Genomic DNA, 15,929 nt, shown 5'->3' on the forward strand with positions numbered 1-15,929 from the left:
CGGAAAATCAGCGCTCGCTGGCCGCCTCGCGTAGCGCATCCAGAAAGCTCCGGCGCCACCAATGGATGTCCTGCTCGCGAATGCGAGACAGCAGCTTCTGGTGCCGCTCGCGCCGCTCCTCGAGCGGCATCTGCAGCGCCTGCTGCACCGTTTCGGCCGTGCCGTGCGTGTCGTACGGATTCACCAGCAGCGCTTCCTTCAGCTGTTCGGCCGCGCCGGCAAAGCGCGACAGCACCAGCACGCCCGGGTCGGCCGGGTCCTGCGCCGCGATGTATTCCTTGGCCACGAGGTTCATGCCGTCGCGCAGCGGCGTCACCAGCCCGACGGCCGCCGCGCGGCACAGCCCCGGCACGCGCTTGCGCGCCACCATGCGGTGGATGTAGCGCACCGGCATCCAGTCGAGCTCGCCGTAGTCGCCATTGATGGCGCCGCACAGCGATTCGAGTTCGCGCCGGATGTCGCCGTACGCATCGACCGTCTCGCGCGTGGGCGAGGCGATCTGGATCAGCGTCGCGCTGCGCCGGTTCTCGGGGTAGTTGGCCAGCAGCTCGCGGAATGCGCGCACGCGCTGCGGAATGCCCTTGGAGTAGTCGAGCCGGTCGATGCCCAGCAGCAGCCGGCGGCTCGAATACTCGCGCTTCATGGTCTCGTACATGTCGCGCGACTCCTTCGCGTGCGTGAGCGCCGCGAACTCGTCGACGTCGATGCCGATCGGGAAGGCGGCGCTGCGCACCGTCTGCCCGTAGGCGCGGTACATGTCGTTGCCCAGGTACTCGCCGTGGGCCTCGTTGCGCACGTAGTGCTCGAAGTGCTGCACGTCCTGCTGCGCCTGGAAGCCGATCAGGTCGTAGGAGAACAGCGAGCGCATCAGCCACGCGTGCTGCGGAATGGCCGCGGTGATGATCTGCGGGGGCAGCGGAATGTGCAGGAAAAATCCGATGCGCTGCCTGCAGCCCATGGCGCGCAACTCGGCCGCCAGGGGGATCAGGTGGTAGTCGTGCACCCAGATGATGTCGTCGTCCTTCAGCAGCGGCAGCAGCTTGCGCGCGAACAGCTGGTTCACGCGCCGGTAGCCGCCGATGAAGCCGGCCTCGAAGTGCGCCAGGTCCAGGCGGTTGTGGAACACCGGCCACAGCACGTCGTTGCTGTAGCCGAGGTAGTAGCTGTCGTGGTCCTCGCGGCTCAGGTCGATGGTGGCGAGCGTGACATTGCCGGCCTGCTGCCTGTGCAACTCGCCTTCGCCGGTCGGGCCTTCCTCGACGATCTGTCCGCTCCAGCCGAACCACAGGCCGCCGCTTTGCTGCAGGCTCTCGCCGAGCGCCACGGCGAGGCCGCCGGCCGCCGGCTTGCGCGGGTCCGCCACGCGGTTGGAAACGACGACGAGCCGGCTCATATGCAGGAATCCCAGGGCGCCGACAGCCGCACGGCGGCATTGATGATGCCGACCATCGAATAGGTCTGCGGAAAGTTGCCCCACATCTCGCCGGTGACCGGATGCGTGTCTTCCGACAGCAGGCCCAGCGGGTTGCGTGCCGCGAGCATGGTCTCGAAGATCTGGCGCGCCTCGGCCTTGCGGCCGATCTTGGCGAGCGCGTCGATGCGCCAGAAGGTGCAGATGTTGAAGGCGGTCTCGGGCTTGCCGAAGTCGTCGGCCGCCTCGTAGCGGCGCATGTAGGGGCCGTCGCAGAGCGACTTCTCCATGGCGTCGACGGTGGAGATGAAGCGCGGGTCGCGCGCGTCGATCAGGCCCACTTCCACCATCAGCAGGATGCTCGCGTCGAGCTCGTGGCCGCCGAAGCTCTCGGCGAAGGCCTGGCGCTCCTCGCACCACGACTTGGCGAGGATCTCTTCCTTCATGCGCGAGGCATGGCCGTGCCAGTAGGCCGCGCGCTCGGGCAGGTTCAGCGCGCGTGCGATCTTGGAGAGCCGGTCGCAGGCGGCCCAGCTCATCAGCGCCGAGCTGGTGTGCACGCGGGCGCGCGTGCGCAGCTCCCACATGCCGGCGTCGGGCGTGCCGTACACGCGCACCGCCTGCTCGCCCACCGCCTCCAGGTGCGGAAACTCCGCCACGCCCGCGCGGCTGAGCAGCCGATGGTCGTGGAAGGCCTGTGCCGCGCCGAGCACGATGTTGCCGTACACGTCGTGCTGGAAGTGCTCCTGCGCCTGGTTGCCCACGCGCACCGGACCCATGCCGCGGTAGCCCGGCAGGCCCTCGACGAAGGACTCGGGCAGCTCGCGCTCCAGCCCGATGCCGTACAGCGGCTGGATGTGCTCGCCGTGCGAGCCGATCACCACGTTGCCGAGCCAGCGCAGGTAGTCTTCCATGGTGCCCACTTCGCTCAGCGAATTGAGCGCGCGCACCACGAAGAAGGCATCGCGCAGCCAGCAGTAGCGGTAGTCCCAGTTGCGCTGGCTGCCCGGCGCCTCGGGGATGCTGGTGGTCATGGCGGCCACGATGGCGCCGGTGTCCTCGTACAGCGAGAGCTTCAGCGTGATGGCCGCGCGGATCACCGCCTCCTGGTACTCGAACGGAATGGCCAGGCGCTTGCTCCAGGTGCGCCAGTAGGAGATGGTTTCCTGCTCGAACTTGCGCGCGGTGTCGGCGATGCCGTCGAGCAGCGTCTCGTCCACGCCGAACATGAAGTTGTATTCGCGCGAGATCACGAAAGGCTGGCGCGAGAGGATGTGCGAGATTGAGGCGTCGGTGTTCAGCCGCAGCGTCACGTCGGGCCCGACATAGCGAATGTGGTTGCTGCCGCGCGTTACTTCCTCCGGCGCCACGGCGCCCCATTGGAAGCGCGGGTCGAGCGACACGCGCACGCGCGGCGCCCCGGCGATCGGCCGCACGCGGCGCACCATCATCAGCGGGCGGAAGTAGCGCGAGCGGCTGTAGAAGCGCGGCGCGAAGTCGGTGATCTCGATGCCCTGGCCCGCGCTGTCGAACAGCTGCGTGCGCAGCACCGCGGTATTGGGTTCGTACCACTGCTTGCTGGAGGCGAAGTCCTCGATCTCGATGGCCCAGGCGCCGGCGTCCTCGCCGGGATGCAGCAGGGCATTGAACACCGGATCGCCGTCGAAGCGCGGCAGGCAGCACCACACGGCACGGCCGCGTGCGTCGATGAGCGCGCTGTAGGCGCAGTTGCCGATCACGCCCACGTTCAGCGAAGGCTCGGCCGGCGGCGCGAAGCCGCGCGGTCCGGGCGCGGCGGCGGCCTTCGCATCGACCGGGGCCTTGTCGTCGGGGCCGGCGGCACCGGCCAGCGCCTCGCCTGCGCGGTCTTCGGGAGCCTTCATCAGTTGTTGCTCGCTCATCGGGGGCTCCTCGGGGATTCGGTGTTCTTGTTTCCTGGGGCTGCCAGCAGGTCGCGTGCCTGCACCAGCCACTCATAGACGTCGCGCGGCGAGTCGAGGCGGTGCAGCGCCAGGCTCGGCCCGGAGCCGACCTTGACGGCGATGCCGCCGCGCGGCTGCACCACGGCAAAGCCGGTTTCGTCGGTGGTGTCGTCGCCGAGGAAGACCGGCGTGCGGCCTGCGAACGGCGCTTCGGCCATGAAGGCCTCGATGGCGATGCCCTTGTGCACGCCGGTGGGCTTCACCTCGAAGACGAACTTGCCATGCATCAGCTCGAGCTGCGGCTCGTGCGCGATGGCGCGCGACATCGCGTCGCGGCATACCGCCTCGAGCTGCGGCGCAAGCCGGTAGTGCAGGGCGATGGCGGCGTGCTTGCGTTCCACCAGCAGGCCTTCGTGCACGCGCGCGAGTTCGTTGGCGATGTCGAGGATGGACACGAGGTCGGGCGCGCGCTGCTCCTGCATGTGGCCCTCGGCGTCGCGGCGCTGCACGCCGTGTTCGCCGGCCGCGGGCAGGCGCAGCGGGGCCAGGAAGCGGTCGATGGAATCGATCTGGCGGCCCGACACCACGGCGAGCGCGCCGCCGAGCAGGTCGCGCAGGTCGCCCAGCAGGGGAACGAGGGCAGGGGGAATCTCGATGGCTTCAGGCGTGGGCGCGAGTCCGACCAGCGTACCGTCGAAGTCGAGAAAGAGGGCTGCGTCCCGGCCCAACGGAGGAGGCAACTGCAAGTTGCTGGAGGACTTTGGCATTGGGAAAAACCATAACACGCGCCATCATGCGCGCGTGTCGGCAAATGCCGAATCCCCCTTTGGCGTCAGCGGGCGGCCGTTTCAGGTTCGTGCCGGCAGCGATGCCGCGACGGCTTCCACCCGCGCCCGGTGAATCGCCTCGCCGATCTTCGGGCCGGTGGCACCCGACTGCTGCGCAGCCTTCGCCACCGCATCGGTGGGCACTGCCGCCGCCGTTGCCAGCACCGCGAGCAGGCGCTCGCGCTGCGGGTAGGTTGCGGCGCCGAAGCCGGGCCGGCCGCGCGCATCGCACTCGCAGGCCAGCAGCGCCTCGGCGAAGCGTGCGGGCTTGCGGAAGGCATCGCAGCGCTCCAGCAGGCGCACCAGCCCCGTTGCATCGAGCGCGCCGCTGCCGTCGACGTGGCCATGCTCGCGCGCCACCACCTCGGCCAGCTCCCGGATGTCCACCGGCACGCGCCAGCGGTCGCACACCTGCTGCAGCTGCGGTTGTCCAACGCTGCGCATGAGGCAGGCGAAGCGCACCGCCAGCGAGGCCTGCAGGCGCGCACCGCCATCGATGGCCGCCATGGGTTGCGTGCCGGTTTCGATCCCGGGCAGCAGCACGGCCAGCGCGCCGCAGTCGCGCAGCACCTCGAACATGCGCGAGGGACGCGCTTCCATCAGGCCGCGCGACAGCTCCTGCCACACGCGTTCGGGCACCAGCGCATCGGCCTCGCCGGCCGCGACCATCTCGCGCATCAGCGCCATCGTTTCCGGGGCGACGGAGAAGTCGTCGAAGCGGGCCGCGAAGCGCGCCACGCGCAGGATGCGCACCGGGTCTTCGCGGAAGGCGTCGGTCACGTGGCGCAGCACCTTGTCGCGCAGGTCGCGCTGGCCGTGGAAGGGGTCGGCCAGCGCGGCGGGCGTGGGATCGAAGCGGCCGTCGGCGCTCACCAGCTCGGCCGGCAGCGCGATGGCATTGACGGTCAGGTCGCGGCGCGCGAGGTCCTGTTCCAGCGTGACGTCGGGCGCGGCATGCACGGTGAAGCCGCGGTAGCCCGGGGCGCTCTTGCGCTCGGTGCGGGCCAGCGCGTATTCCTCGCGCGTCTCGGGGTGCAGGAACACCGGAAAGTCGCGCCCCACGGGCAGGTAGCCCCGGGCCACCATTTCTTCGGGCGTGGCGCCGACCACCAGCCAGTCGTGGTCGGACACCGGGCGCTCCAGCAGGCGGTCGCGCAGTGCACCGCCAACGAGAAAAATCTTCATGGGTGCAGTGTAGGGATACTCCCGGGTTCAAAAAATAGAACGGTCGTTCGATAATTTTCAGAGAAGACCGGGTAATCGTTCGTCGATCGGACGAAATCAAGCGGCAGACACAAGCCAGCCCCCCAAACCGCGGAGGGATCTTTCAACCAAAGGAGTAATTCGCATGAAGAAGACGATGTTTGCGCTGGCGACTCTGGGGGCCTTGGCGTCCGGAAGTGCGATGGCGCAACAGGCCGGCGACTGGGTCCTCGGCACGGGCTGGTTCCATCTGTCACCGCAGGATTCCAGCAAGCCGCTGACCGTGACTTCGCCCATTCCGGCCGTGCTGCCCGGCTCCGGCGCCAGCGTCAGCGATTCCGACACCCTCGGCCTCAGCGCCATGTATTTCATCGACAGCCACTGGGCGGTGGAAGGCGTGTTCGGCGTGCCGCCGAAGTTCAGGCTCGACGGCACCGGCACGCTGGGCCGCGTCGGCCAGCTCGGCGAGGCCCGCCAGTGGAGCCCGACCATCCTGGGCAAGTACTACTTCAACGAGGGCAGCGACGCCTTTCGTCCCTATGTCGGCCTGGGCGCCGCCTACGTCTGGTACAGCGGTGTCAAGCTGACCCCGAACCTGCAGGGCGCGCTGGCCAGCCAGTTCCACCAGTCGCCGTTTGCGGTCAACACCACGGCCAAGCTCGACAGCTCGTTCGCACCCGTGGTCAACGTCGGCGTGGCCTACCAGTTCGACAAGCACTGGGGCCTCTCGTTCTCGGTGTCGTACATCCCGCTGAAGACCAAGGCCAAGCTGACCACGACCTCGGTCAGCGGCCTGCCGGTGGCCACCAGCGAAGCCAGCCTGAAGCTGAACCCCATCGTGACCTACCTCGCGGCCACCTACCGGTTCTGACCTGCCGCCCGCCTCGAAGACCCTAGCGCCGCGTGCGGTAGGGCTCTTCGAATGGCAGGAAGTCCTTCTCCGCCAGTGCGTCGTCGATCCAGGCCTTGACGCCCGGCAGCGCCTGCACGCGCTCGATGTAGGCCGTGATGTGCGGCGGCACCGGCAAGCCAAAGGTCTTGATGCGCGTGCCGACCGGCGCGAAGTAGGCATCGGCGATGCCGAACTGGGCGCCGAACAGCATCGGGCCGCCGTGCGCCTCCAGCAGGCCGCTCCACATCTGCACGATGCGCGCGAGGTCGCTGGCGACTTCAGGCACTTCCTTCATCAGCCGCGCACCCACTTCGGGCAGCGAAGCCTCGATGTTCATGCCGCAATGGTTGCGCAGGCCGCCGAAGCCCGAATGCATTTCGGCACAGACGCTGCGCGCGCGCGCACGGTCGGCCACCGACCGGGGCCAGAGCTGCTTCTCGGGGAAGGCCTCGGCGAGGTATTCGGCGATGGCCAGCGTGTCCCAGACGACGAGGTCGCCGTCCACCAGCACCGGCACCTTGGCCACCGGGTTGAGCGCGCCGATGGCGTGCTTGAACTGCGAGTCGGCATCGAACGAATCGAAGCGCAGCACGACTTCCTCGAACTCGATGCCGGCCTGCTTCATCAGCACCCACGGCCGCATCGACCATGACGAGTAATTCTTGTTGCCGACATAGAGCTTGCGCATGAGAGAGGCTTCCGGTTCGTTGCGGGGATTCGGGGGAAGCCTTCGATGCTAGCCGGCCGCCGCGCCGTGATTGATGCCGAACGCGGCGCGAATTGATGCGGGGGCGCCGCGCTCAGCGTTTGCGGGCGTCGCCGCCATCGCCCTTCGGCGGACTGCCCATGCGCTCGATCAGGCTCACGAGGTGCGGCACCAGCGCCAGCACGGCGAGCGCGAGCAGCGCGCTCAATATGGCGGTGGTCTCCCGGCCGAGTCCGCAGGCCATGCCGATGGCGGCCGTCATCCACAGCCCCGCGGCGGTGGTCAGGCCCTGCACATGGCTCTCGTCCTTGCCCTGCTTGAGGATGGTGCCGGCACAGAGAAAGCCCACGCCCGCCACCAGCCCCTGGATCACGCGGCTCATGTCGGCCGGCACGATGCCGGTCTGCTGCGGGATCAGCACGAACATCGCCGAGCCGATGGCCACCAGCATGTGGGTGCGCACGCCCGCGGCCTTGCCCTGCTGCTCGCGCTCGAAGCCGAGCACGAAACCCAGTGCGCCCGCGAGCGTGAGGCGCAGCACGATGCGCGTGAGCTGCGCGACGTCGGCTGCGTCCGAGAACTCGGACGCGATGGTGGCGAGGACCTCGTCGCGCCAGCTCATTTCAGCGGGACTTCAGGGAAGGTCCTTGTTCGGCTCGGGTTCAGAGGCATCGCGTGGGCCCACGCGGCCCAGGCGCTCCTTCAGCGACTGCGGCCGGCCGCTGATGATGGCGGCGTAGTTGGTGGTGTTGGCCAGCACCTTCTTCACGTAGTCGCGCGTCTCGGTGAACGGCACGTTCTCGGCCCAGATGGCCGCGTCGAGCACCGGCCCGTTGCGCCAGCTGCGCGGGCGGCCGGGGCCGGCGTTGTAGGCGGCGGCGGCCAGCGCCATCGATCCGTCGAAGTCGTCGAGCGCGAGTTTCAGGTAGTTGGTGCCGATGGTGATGTTGGTCTCGCGGTCGTTGATCTGGCCGGGCGAGAAGTCCGACATGCCGATCTTGCGGGCCGTCCATCGCGCGGTGGCGGGCATGACCTGCATCAGGCCGGAGGCGCCGACGCCGGAGCGTGCATCCATGATGAAGCGGCTTTCCTGGCGGATCAGGCCGTACACGTAGGCCGGGTCGAGGCCGATGTCCTGGGCCTTGCGCAGCACCGTGTCGTGGAAGGGCATGGGAAAGCGCTGCTCCACGTCGACCACGCCCTTGGTGCGTTCGCTGGTGTTGATGCAGCGGTCCCACACCTCGCGCTGGCAGGCGAGGTCGGCCGCGGCCAGCAGCGCGCGGTCGTCCATGCCGCCCTTGTCGTGCAGGTTGGTGGCGTAGTTCCACTCGCGCGTGCCTTCGGGGCGCAGGCCCATCGCGATGGCGTAGAGGCCGCGGGCGAGCGCCGGGTTGTTGCGCGCGGCGGCCTTTTCCTCGGGCGTGAGCGGGGCGGGGCGCGTGGGCACCACGGTGCGCTGGCCGAGCTCTTCGAGCGCCAGCATTTCGTAGAAGCCGCGCGAGCCGGCGATGCTCTGGTAGAGCTCGCGGGCCTGGGCGCGGCGTTCGTCGCCGCCGACGCTGGCCAGGGCGCGGGCCTTCCAGTAGACCCAGGTCGGGTCGAGCTGGGCGGTTTCGCTCATGGCGTCGATGGCGGGCGCCACCTCTTTCCACTGGCCCGCGCGCAGCGCGGCGCGCACGCGCCAGCCGAGCATGTCGTCGGACAGGTCGCCGTTCTTCGTGACGTTGGCGAAATAGCTGCCGGCCTGCGGCCACAGCTTGATGGCGGCGGCGCGGCCGATGGTGCCCCAGAGCCAGTTGCGCTCTTCGGCCGAGAGCATCGGGCCCCACTTGCTGTCGAGCTGCGAGGCGGCCAGTTCGGGATCGGCAATGGCGACCTTGATGAGCGCCAGCACCACCAGCTCCTTGCGCGACTTGGCGGCCACGAAGGCGCGGCCGGTCAGGAACTTGGCCGAGCTGGCGTTGAGCTCGTCGAACAGCGGCAGCGCATCGGGCGCGGCGATGTTGACGGCGGCGCGCGCGGCCTGCGGGCGGTTGGCCTCGATGGCCAGGCGGGCCTTCTTCCAGACGTCGTTGGTCGACATCAGGCGGGCGGCGACCATGCGGTCTGCGGCGGTGAGGCAGCCGTCGTCCAGGTCTTTCTGGGCGAACCAGCTGCGACGCACCTCGTCGGCCTGCGCCTGCGTGGCGGTGCCGCTGCGCAGCGTGTCGACCAGGACCGCGTAGCAGCGCACCTGTGCGTCGTCGCCCATGCGGAAGCCGTCGAGCGAGGCGGAGAAGTTGTCCCAGTCGCGGCGCTGGCCGGTGAGCAGCAGCCAGTCGTTGCGCAGGCGGTCTTCCTGGTAGGTGCCGGGGTAGCGCGCGAAAAAGTCCTGCACTTCGTTGGGGGCGGCTTCCTGCAGGCGTGCCTTGAGTTCCCAGTAGGCGGCCCAGGGTTCCAGCGCATGGCCTCGGGCTTGCGGCAGCAGGGCGGTCAGGCGGGCTTTGTCGCCGCGCTGGAAGGCCTGCTTCATCTGGATCAGCACGTCGTCGTTGGTGTTGCCGTTCTGTGCCGCCGCGGGTTGCTGCGAGAGCAACGCGGCGAGGGCCAGGACAGCGGAAAAAACGAGTGCGGGGGTTGTGTTGCGCGGGTGGGCGCGCTTGGGTGCCAAAATGCTTGGGAACTGCATCGGGGGATTATGGACAAGTCAAAGGATGCCGGCACTTCGGCGACGGCGAGTTTTCTGAAGGATCAGCTGCGCAAGGCATTGATCGCACAACGCCTGGCCATGCCGGACCGGCTGACACGCGCAGACCTGCTGCAGCGCGTGATGCGCATCTGGCTGGTGGGCCGGCCCGACACCGTGATCGGCGCCTACTGGCCGATCAAGGGCGAGTTCGATCCGCTGCCCGCCCTGCACCGCTGGAAGGAAGACGGTGAGCTGATGGAAGAGCCGCAGCGTCGCCGCATCGGACTGCCGGTGATCGACAAGGTCCACAAGACCCTGACCTTCCATGCCTGGTACCCGGGCTGCCAGATGGAAGAAGATGCCTACGGCATTCCCAAGCCCAAGGACACCGAGCTGATCGTGCCGACCCTGCTGTTCGTGCCCTGCGTGGGCTACAGCGCGGGCGGCTACCGGCTGGGCTACGGCGGCGGCTTCTACGACCGCACGCTGGCCGCGCTGGAGCCGCGGCCGTTCACGGTGGGGCTGGGGTTCACCCACGGCTTCCTCGAAGACTTCGAGCCAGAGGCGCACGACCTGCCGCTCGACGCGATCCTGAACGACAACGGCGTCGTCTGGCCAACGAGCTGAGCGGCTCGGTCAGTCGATGTTGTCGACGGTGTCCGGATCGGGCACCTCGCCGATGGTCTCGCGCGTGGTCACGGCCTGCAGCTGCAGCCAGTCGCAGAAAGCCCTGATCTCCGGGCGAAGCGCGTTGCGCGGCCCGGCGATGAGCCAGTAGGACATCGGCGAGTCCATGCGGTGCTGCGGCAGCACCTCCACCAGGTCGCCGTTGGCGAGGCTCTCGGCAATCAGCGAACTGCGAGCCAGCGTCACGCCCTGGCCGGTCAGCGCGGCCTGCACCATCTGGTAGGCGTAGTTGAAATAGAGCCAGCGCTTGGGCTGCGCGCGCTCCAGCCCGTTCACCTCGAACCAGCGACGCCAGGTCAGCCACTCCAGGTGCGTGCGGTGCGCGTCGCCGGCCTCGATCAGCGTGAACCGGGTGATGTCCGCGGGCGTCTTGATGGGCGGGTTGCTCTTCAGCAGCCAGGGGCTGGCCACGGGCGTCAGCGTTTCGCCGAACAGGCGCACGGCGCCGGCCGGCATGCTTTCACGCGGGCCGTAGCGCAGGGCGATGTCCACGTCGGCCACTTCGAGGTCGACCGCGACGTCGCTGGCGTCGATGCGGATGTCGATCTCGGGGTTGTCGCGCTGGAAGGCCTCCAGCCGCGGAATGAGCCACATCGAGGCGAACGAGGCGAAGGTGGTCAGCGACACGCTCTGGCGCCCCGCGCTCTGGCGGATCTGGCGCACGGCCATGTCGATGCGCGGCAGCGACTGTTGCACCGCCAGCAGCAGCAGCGCGCCGGCGCTCGTGAGCTCCACCGCGCGCGTATGGCGCAGGAACAGGGCCACGCCCACCTCTTCCTCGAGCGACTGGATCTGGCGGCTCACGGCCGACTGGGTCAGCGCCATTTCTTCCGCCGCGGCGCGGAAGTTCAGGTGCCTGGCCACCGCCTCGAAGGCGCGCAGGTGCCCGGCGGAGATCGGGCGGGAGCGCAAATGGGTCTGCGAATGTTGCATGGGTATGACTTTGGAGGGCGAGTCGGCGTCCAGGTCGATTGATGCTGAACGCGCATCAGTAGGCTAACTCGTTTTCATTGGACCGCCAACGCCGTAGAAACGATCATTCATTCCCGAACTGCGCTATTGCCTCTTTCTGTCAAGCGCTTCGGCAAAGCCCAAGGAGTTACACCATGTCCACCGCTGTCTGCACCACCGAATCGTTCTCGCCCCTGTCCGTTCCCGCTCGCGCCGCCGCCGTTCCGCCGGCCGTTCGCCGTGGCGCCTGGCAGATCGCCCCCGGCGAGGCAATGAGCCTGAAGGCACGGTCGGCCAGCATCCTGCGGGTCAAGCAGGGCCGGGTGTGGATCACGCCCGACGCCACGCTGCGCAATCCCAGCGAAGACCTGGTACTCGCACCCGGCGAATCGCTGACGGTGGCCGCGGGCCAGCGCATCGTGATGGAGGCGTGGGACGGCTACGGCGCGACCTACAGCTGGGACAACGCCTGATCGACCGTCCGCCTCCAGGAGCTGAAAAAGCGGCCTTCGGGCCGCTTTTCTCTTTTGGGGAATCCAACCGCTCCATTCAGCAGTTGATGTCGAAGCTGGGCCGCAGTTCCAGGAAGTGCCGCAGGGCCGCCTCGCCGTCCAGCACCTGCACGCCGGCCATCAGGTCGAGGCCCTCGCATTCGGCCAGCCCCATGCCAAAGCCGCTGTAGCGGCGGGCCTCCAGGGGCGCCTCGTAGAGCACCCTGACGTCGACGTGGCGCGGGTCCTGCTCGATCTGCCGCATCAGCGTGTCGACGGCCTCGCGCGGGCCTTCCAGGTGCTGGCAGAAACGCAGGCCGTCGAACACCAGCAACCCCGTGATGCCGCGCTCCGCGTTGCGCGCGCGTGCCCGGGAAGTGATCGACCCCACGGCGGCCGGGGACTGGTCCTGGGCCAGCGTGCTGCAGTAAAGGACCTCGTGGAGCGGGAGTTTCTGCTGTTGTTCGTCTGTCATGCGTCTTGCGGGGGGAGGACGTGTGCAGTGTAGGAACCCCGGGGACGCCGCGAAATGTCAAAAGACACAGGCAAACGGCCTATAGTGAAGCGTGAAATTCGAGGACTACCCCGTCGCCGCGTCGCCTCCCCAGGGCATGAATCCGTGCGACCAATGCGCATTGCGCCGCCTCGATGCGTTCCTGCCGGTCTCGGGCGAGGAACTCGCGACCATCCAGGCGTTTCGCGTCGGCTCCCGGCGCGTGGAAGCCGGCAGCTCGATCATCGACGAGCACCGGCGCAGCCCGCAGCTCTTCACCCTCTATGCGGGCTGGGCCTTTCGCTACAAGACCCTGAGCGACGGCCGGCGGCAGATACTGAGCTTCCTGCTGCCCGGCGACTTCCTCGGCCTGCAGGACGAGTTCGCCGACGGCCACACGCACGGCGTCGAGGCAGTGACCGACGTCACGCTGTGCGCGTTCTCGCGCGAGCGGCTCTGGGAGCTGTTCCATGCCCAGCCCAAGCTCGGCTACGACATCACCTGGCTGGTGGCGGGCGAAGAAAAGATGGTCGACGACAGCCTCGTCACCTCGGGGCGGCGCAACGCCGGCGAGCGCGTGGCCATGCTGCTGATGCACCTGTACCGCCGCGCGGAACGCGTGGGCATGGTGCGCGACGGCTGGGTCGAGTTTCCGTTCAACCAGCAGCACATCGCCGACGCGCTCGGGCTCTCGCTGGTGCACACCAACAAGACGCTGCGGCGGCTGCAGCGCCTGGGGTTCTACAAGATCGACGCCGGCTGGCTGCGCATCATGGAGCCGCATGCGCTGGAAAAGCTGGGCGATTACTTCGAGCGCCCGATGCGTCCCACGCCCTTGATCTGAGGAGACGGGTCCTTCAGCGCGTCGCCGCCAGCTCGCGCAAGTCTTCCTGGTAGGCCTGCAGCCGGCGCACGGCCTGCGTGCGCTGGCTGGCGGTGGTGCTGTTGTGCAGCGCCGCCGTGTTGCGGCAGCCTTCCTGCATCAGTGCCTGCTGCTGGTCGCGCCAGGGGCCGGGCGGCGGCTCTGCGATGCGCTGGATGTAGTCGTGCAGCGCGGCGCGCGCCTCGGCGGGCGATGGCTTGCCGGCGACGAAGCCGCGCAGCACCGCCAATGCGTCCTGCTGGCGCCTGCGGCGCTCGGCATCCATCAGCCGCGGGTCGAACACCGACTGCGCCGCCTGCTGCTTCAGCAGGTCGCGCTGCTCGTCGGTGAGCCGGCCATAGAAATCCTCGGCTCGGTCGAGGAACCGGTCGTAGCGCTTTTGCTGCACCTGCGCCGGGGTGCGCTCGAGCCAGCCCTTGCGGAATTCGGCGTTGATCTTCGCGTACTTGCGTTCCAGCTGCTGCAGTTGGGACTCGCTCAGGCTGAGCGCCAGTTCGGTGCCGGCGGGCTCGGCGCGCTCGGTCACGGCCAGCAGGCGCTCGCGGATGCGGTCGGTCATGGCACAGACCTGCGCCGGAGTCACCTCGCCCGGCGCCAGCGCCTGCGCCTCCTGCAGCAGCGAGGCGATGCGCGGCAGCTCGTTCTGCCGGTGCCAGGCCAGCAACTGCTCCAGCTCGTCGCGCACCTTCGGAGTCTGCGCACCGTTGAAGTCCAGGTAGGCATCGAGCCGCCAGTAGCTCACCGTGGGCAGGTTGTTGTAGGCCAGCTTGATCGCGCTGCAGGCGCCCAGGGCGGCGGCAGCAAGCAGCACGCCGATAATCCGCGCCACTGCAGCGCAACGAAATCGGGAAGAAAAACGCATGAATCAAACTCCGCAACAAGACAACCAGGGGCCGGTCGACATCGTCATCATGGCCGCCGGCAAGGGCACGCGCATGAAAAGCAGGCTGCCCAAAGTGTTGCATCGATTGGGTGGCCGCGCCCTGCTGTCGCATGTGGCGGGCACCGCCGCGCGCATCGGTGCACGCAGCGTGGTGGTTGTCACCGGCCACGGCGCGGCCGAAGTCGAGGCTTCGCTGGCCAGCGGCATCCCTGGCGCCACGCTGCGCTTTGCGCGCCAGGAGCCGCAGCTCGGCACCGGCCACGCGGTGCAGCAGGCCGCACCGCTGCTGCCGGACGACGGCACGGTGGTCGTGCTGTCGGGCGACGTGCCGCTGATCGGCGAGGACACGCTGCGTGCGCTCATCGCGGCCAGCGGGGGCAGCGGCTCGCGCTGCTGACCATCGAGTTCGACGACCCGAACGGCTACGGCCGCGTCATCCGCGCGGCGGGCGGGGGCGAGGTCACCGCCATCGTCGAGCACAAGGACGCAAGCGAAGCGCAGCGCGCCGTGCGCGAGATCTACAGCGGCGTGATGGCCGTGCCCGCGCGTCTGCTCAAGGGCTGGCTCGCGCGGCTGGACAACAGGAACGCGCAGGGCGAGTACTACCTGACCGACGTGGTGAAGTTCGCCGCCGCCGACGGCGTGCCCGTGGTCGCGCACGTCACCGCCGACGCTCTTCAGGTGGCCGGCATCAACAGCCCCGCCCAGCTCGCGGCGCTCGAACGTGCCTGGCAGCTGCGCCAGGCCAACGCGCTGATGGAGCAGGGCGTGCGCCTGGCCGACCCGGCGCGCTTCGACCTTCGCGGCACGCTCGAATGCGCGGGCGACGTGGAGATCGACGTCAACTGCATCTTCGAAGGCGTGGTGTCGCTGGGCGAGGGCGTGCGCATCGGTGCCAACTGCGTGATTGCCAATGCGCGCATCGAGGCCGGTGCAGTGATCCACCCGTTCACCCACGTCGACGGCGAGAAGGCCGGCGTGACGGTGGGCGCGGGCGCACTCGTCGGCCCCTTCGCGCGGCTGCGTCCCGGCGCGCAACTGGGCGCCGAGGTGCACATCGGCAACTTCGTCGAGGTCAAGAACTCGACACTGGCCCCCGGCGCCAAGGCCAACCACCTGGCGTACCTGGGCGACGCCACCGTGGGCGAGCGCGTCAACTACGGCGCGGGCAGCATCACCGCCAACTACGACGGCGCCAACAAGCACCGCACCGTGATCGGCGACGACGTGCACGTGGGCAGCAACTGCGTGCTGGTGGCGCCGGTCACCATCGGTGCGGGCGGCACCATCGGAGGTGGGTCGACCGTCAACAAGTCGACCGAGCCGGGCGCGCTGACCGTGGCGCGCGGCAAGCAGGTCAGTTTCCCGAACTGGAAGCGCCCACAAAAAAAACCGAAGGCCTGATCGCCTTCTTCCTCATGCCCGGGGTGCTAGCGGCATCCGGGGCTCGAACTTGGCGCGCTTGAGGCTGAAGAAGGCCTTGACGTTGCGCACATTCGCATCGGTCGTGAACAGGCGCTGCGTGAGCGCGCCGTAGTCCGGCATGTCGCGCGCGGCCACCACCAGCACGAAGTCCGGCCCCGGCGACACGCGCCAGCACTGCTGCACCGCGTCGTCGGCGATCACGCGGGCCTCGAAGGCGTCGAGCGACGCGGCGTCCTGCCGGTCTAGCGAAATCTCGATCACTGCCTGCAGGCCGTGGCCCAGCGCCGCGGCGAGCCGGTCGGGCGACAGCAGCGCGACCTGGCGTTCAATGAGCCCTTCCTCGCGCAGCCGCTGCACCCGGCGCAGGCAGGTGGGCGGCGAGATGCCGGCATCGGCGGCCAGGCGCTGGTTGGTCTGCGAGGCGTCACGCTGCAGGGCGTCGAGCAAGCGCAGGTCTATTGAATCTAGCGATATTGATTCCATATCG

At 68.7% G+C, this 15,929-nt stretch carries 15 protein-coding genes and 1 pseudogene; 5 read left to right on the top strand and 11 right to left on the bottom strand.

What is annotated here, in order from left to right; genetic code table 11:
• Positions 1-7: 7 nt before the first annotated feature.
• From otsA to ACEOAB_RS04010, 4 genes are all read right to left on the bottom strand, one after another.
• A complete protein-coding gene (gene otsA / locus ACEOAB_RS03995) occupies positions 8-1,393 on the bottom strand; it encodes an alpha,alpha-trehalose-phosphate synthase (UDP-forming) (protein WP_413750139.1) in 1,386 nt (461 codons plus the stop codon).
• A complete protein-coding gene (locus ACEOAB_RS04000; RefSeq protein WP_495653481.1) occupies positions 1,390-3,312 on the bottom strand; it encodes a glycoside hydrolase family 15 protein in 1,923 nt (640 codons plus the stop codon). Before ACEOAB_RS04000 ends, otsA begins: the two co-directional genes overlap by 4 nt.
• Complete coding sequence (gene otsB, locus ACEOAB_RS04005) at positions 3,309-4,100, bottom strand: trehalose-phosphatase (RefSeq protein WP_413751446.1); 792 nt, start codon at positions 4,098-4,100, stop codon at positions 3,309-3,311. Before otsB ends, ACEOAB_RS04000 begins: the two co-directional genes overlap by 4 nt.
• Positions 4,101-4,181: 81 nt before the next feature.
• Complete coding sequence (locus tag ACEOAB_RS04010) at positions 4,182-5,345, bottom strand: tRNA nucleotidyltransferase/poly(A) polymerase-related protein (protein ID WP_495653482.1); 1,164 nt, start codon at positions 5,343-5,345, stop codon at positions 4,182-4,184.
• A 163-nt stretch (positions 5,346-5,508) separates the two neighbouring features.
• Here ACEOAB_RS04010 and ACEOAB_RS04015 point away from each other — a divergent pair, with 163 nt between their 5' ends.
• Complete coding sequence (locus ACEOAB_RS04015) at positions 5,509-6,234, top strand: OmpW/AlkL family protein (protein ID WP_413749861.1); 726 nt, start codon at positions 5,509-5,511, stop codon at positions 6,232-6,234.
• Between the two features lie 22 nt (positions 6,235-6,256).
• On the opposite strand, the gene ACEOAB_RS04020 is transcribed toward ACEOAB_RS04015, so the two are convergent.
• The 3 genes from ACEOAB_RS04020 to ACEOAB_RS04030 all read right to left on the bottom strand — a co-directional run bounded on the left by ACEOAB_RS04020 (position 6,257) and on the right by ACEOAB_RS04030 (position 9,629).
• A complete protein-coding gene (locus tag ACEOAB_RS04020; protein ID WP_413749862.1) occupies positions 6,257-6,943 on the bottom strand; it encodes a glutathione S-transferase family protein in 687 nt (228 codons plus the stop codon).
• A gap of 112 nt (positions 6,944-7,055) precedes the next feature.
• On the bottom strand, positions 7,056-7,583 hold the full coding sequence (locus ACEOAB_RS04025; protein ID WP_413315321.1) for an MgtC/SapB family protein: 528 nt from the start codon (positions 7,581-7,583) through the stop codon (positions 7,056-7,058).
• Positions 7,584-7,595: 12 nt separating this feature from the next.
• Entirely contained in the window at positions 7,596-9,629 is a 2,034-nt protein-coding gene (locus ACEOAB_RS04030) for a lytic transglycosylase domain-containing protein (protein WP_495653483.1), read from the bottom strand.
• Positions 9,630-9,638: 9 nt separating this feature from the next.
• On the opposite strand from ACEOAB_RS04030, the gene ACEOAB_RS04035 reads away from it, so the two are divergent.
• Positions 9,639-10,256 carry a 5-formyltetrahydrofolate cyclo-ligase gene (locus ACEOAB_RS04035; protein ID WP_056597329.1) on the top strand — a complete coding sequence of 206 codons (618 nt, stop codon included), beginning with the start codon at positions 9,639-9,641 and terminating at the stop codon, positions 10,254-10,256.
• A gap of 9 nt (positions 10,257-10,265) precedes the next feature.
• Here ACEOAB_RS04035 and ACEOAB_RS04040 read toward each other — a convergent pair whose 3' ends face one another.
• The gene (locus ACEOAB_RS04040; RefSeq protein WP_007831501.1) at positions 10,266-11,249 is read right to left on the bottom strand and encodes a LysR substrate-binding domain-containing protein; all 984 of its coding nucleotides are present in this window, start codon (positions 11,247-11,249) and stop codon (positions 10,266-10,268) included.
• A gap of 173 nt (positions 11,250-11,422) precedes the next feature.
• Between ACEOAB_RS04040 and ACEOAB_RS04045 the strand changes: the two genes are divergently transcribed.
• The gene (locus tag ACEOAB_RS04045) at positions 11,423-11,740 is read left to right on the top strand and encodes a DUF2917 domain-containing protein (protein ID WP_056597326.1); all 318 of its coding nucleotides are present in this window, start codon (positions 11,423-11,425) and stop codon (positions 11,738-11,740) included.
• Positions 11,741-11,816: 76 nt separating this feature from the next.
• On the opposite strand, the gene ACEOAB_RS04050 is transcribed toward ACEOAB_RS04045, so the two are convergent.
• Complete coding sequence (locus ACEOAB_RS04050; protein ID WP_413749864.1) at positions 11,817-12,233, bottom strand: BLUF domain-containing protein; 417 nt, start codon at positions 12,231-12,233, stop codon at positions 11,817-11,819.
• A 91-nt stretch (positions 12,234-12,324) separates the two neighbouring features.
• Here ACEOAB_RS04050 and ACEOAB_RS04055 point away from each other — a divergent pair, with 91 nt between their 5' ends.
• Complete coding sequence (locus ACEOAB_RS04055; protein WP_235508065.1) at positions 12,325-13,095, top strand: Crp/Fnr family transcriptional regulator; 771 nt, start codon at positions 12,325-12,327, stop codon at positions 13,093-13,095.
• Positions 13,096-13,108: 13 nt separating this feature from the next.
• On the opposite strand, the gene ACEOAB_RS04060 is transcribed toward ACEOAB_RS04055, so the two are convergent.
• Positions 13,109-13,945 (bottom strand): DUF6279 family lipoprotein, encoded by an 837-nt coding sequence (locus ACEOAB_RS04060; RefSeq protein ID WP_413749865.1) that lies wholly within the window; start codon positions 13,943-13,945, stop codon positions 13,109-13,111.
• 49 nt (positions 13,946-13,994) lie between these two features.
• Between ACEOAB_RS04060 and glmU the strand changes: the two are divergent.
• A pseudogene (gene glmU, locus ACEOAB_RS04065) lies at positions 13,995-15,421 on the top strand (bifunctional UDP-N-acetylglucosamine diphosphorylase/glucosamine-1-phosphate N-acetyltransferase GlmU).
• Positions 15,422-15,433: 12 nt separating this feature from the next.
• On the opposite strand, the gene ACEOAB_RS04070 reads toward glmU, so the two are convergent.
• A complete protein-coding gene (locus tag ACEOAB_RS04070) occupies positions 15,434-15,925 on the bottom strand; it encodes an Lrp/AsnC family transcriptional regulator (RefSeq protein ID WP_056597315.1) in 492 nt (163 codons plus the stop codon).
• Between the last annotated feature and the right edge of the window lie 4 nt (positions 15,926-15,929).

It is taken from the genome of Variovorax sp. Varisp53, assembly GCF_059491555.1.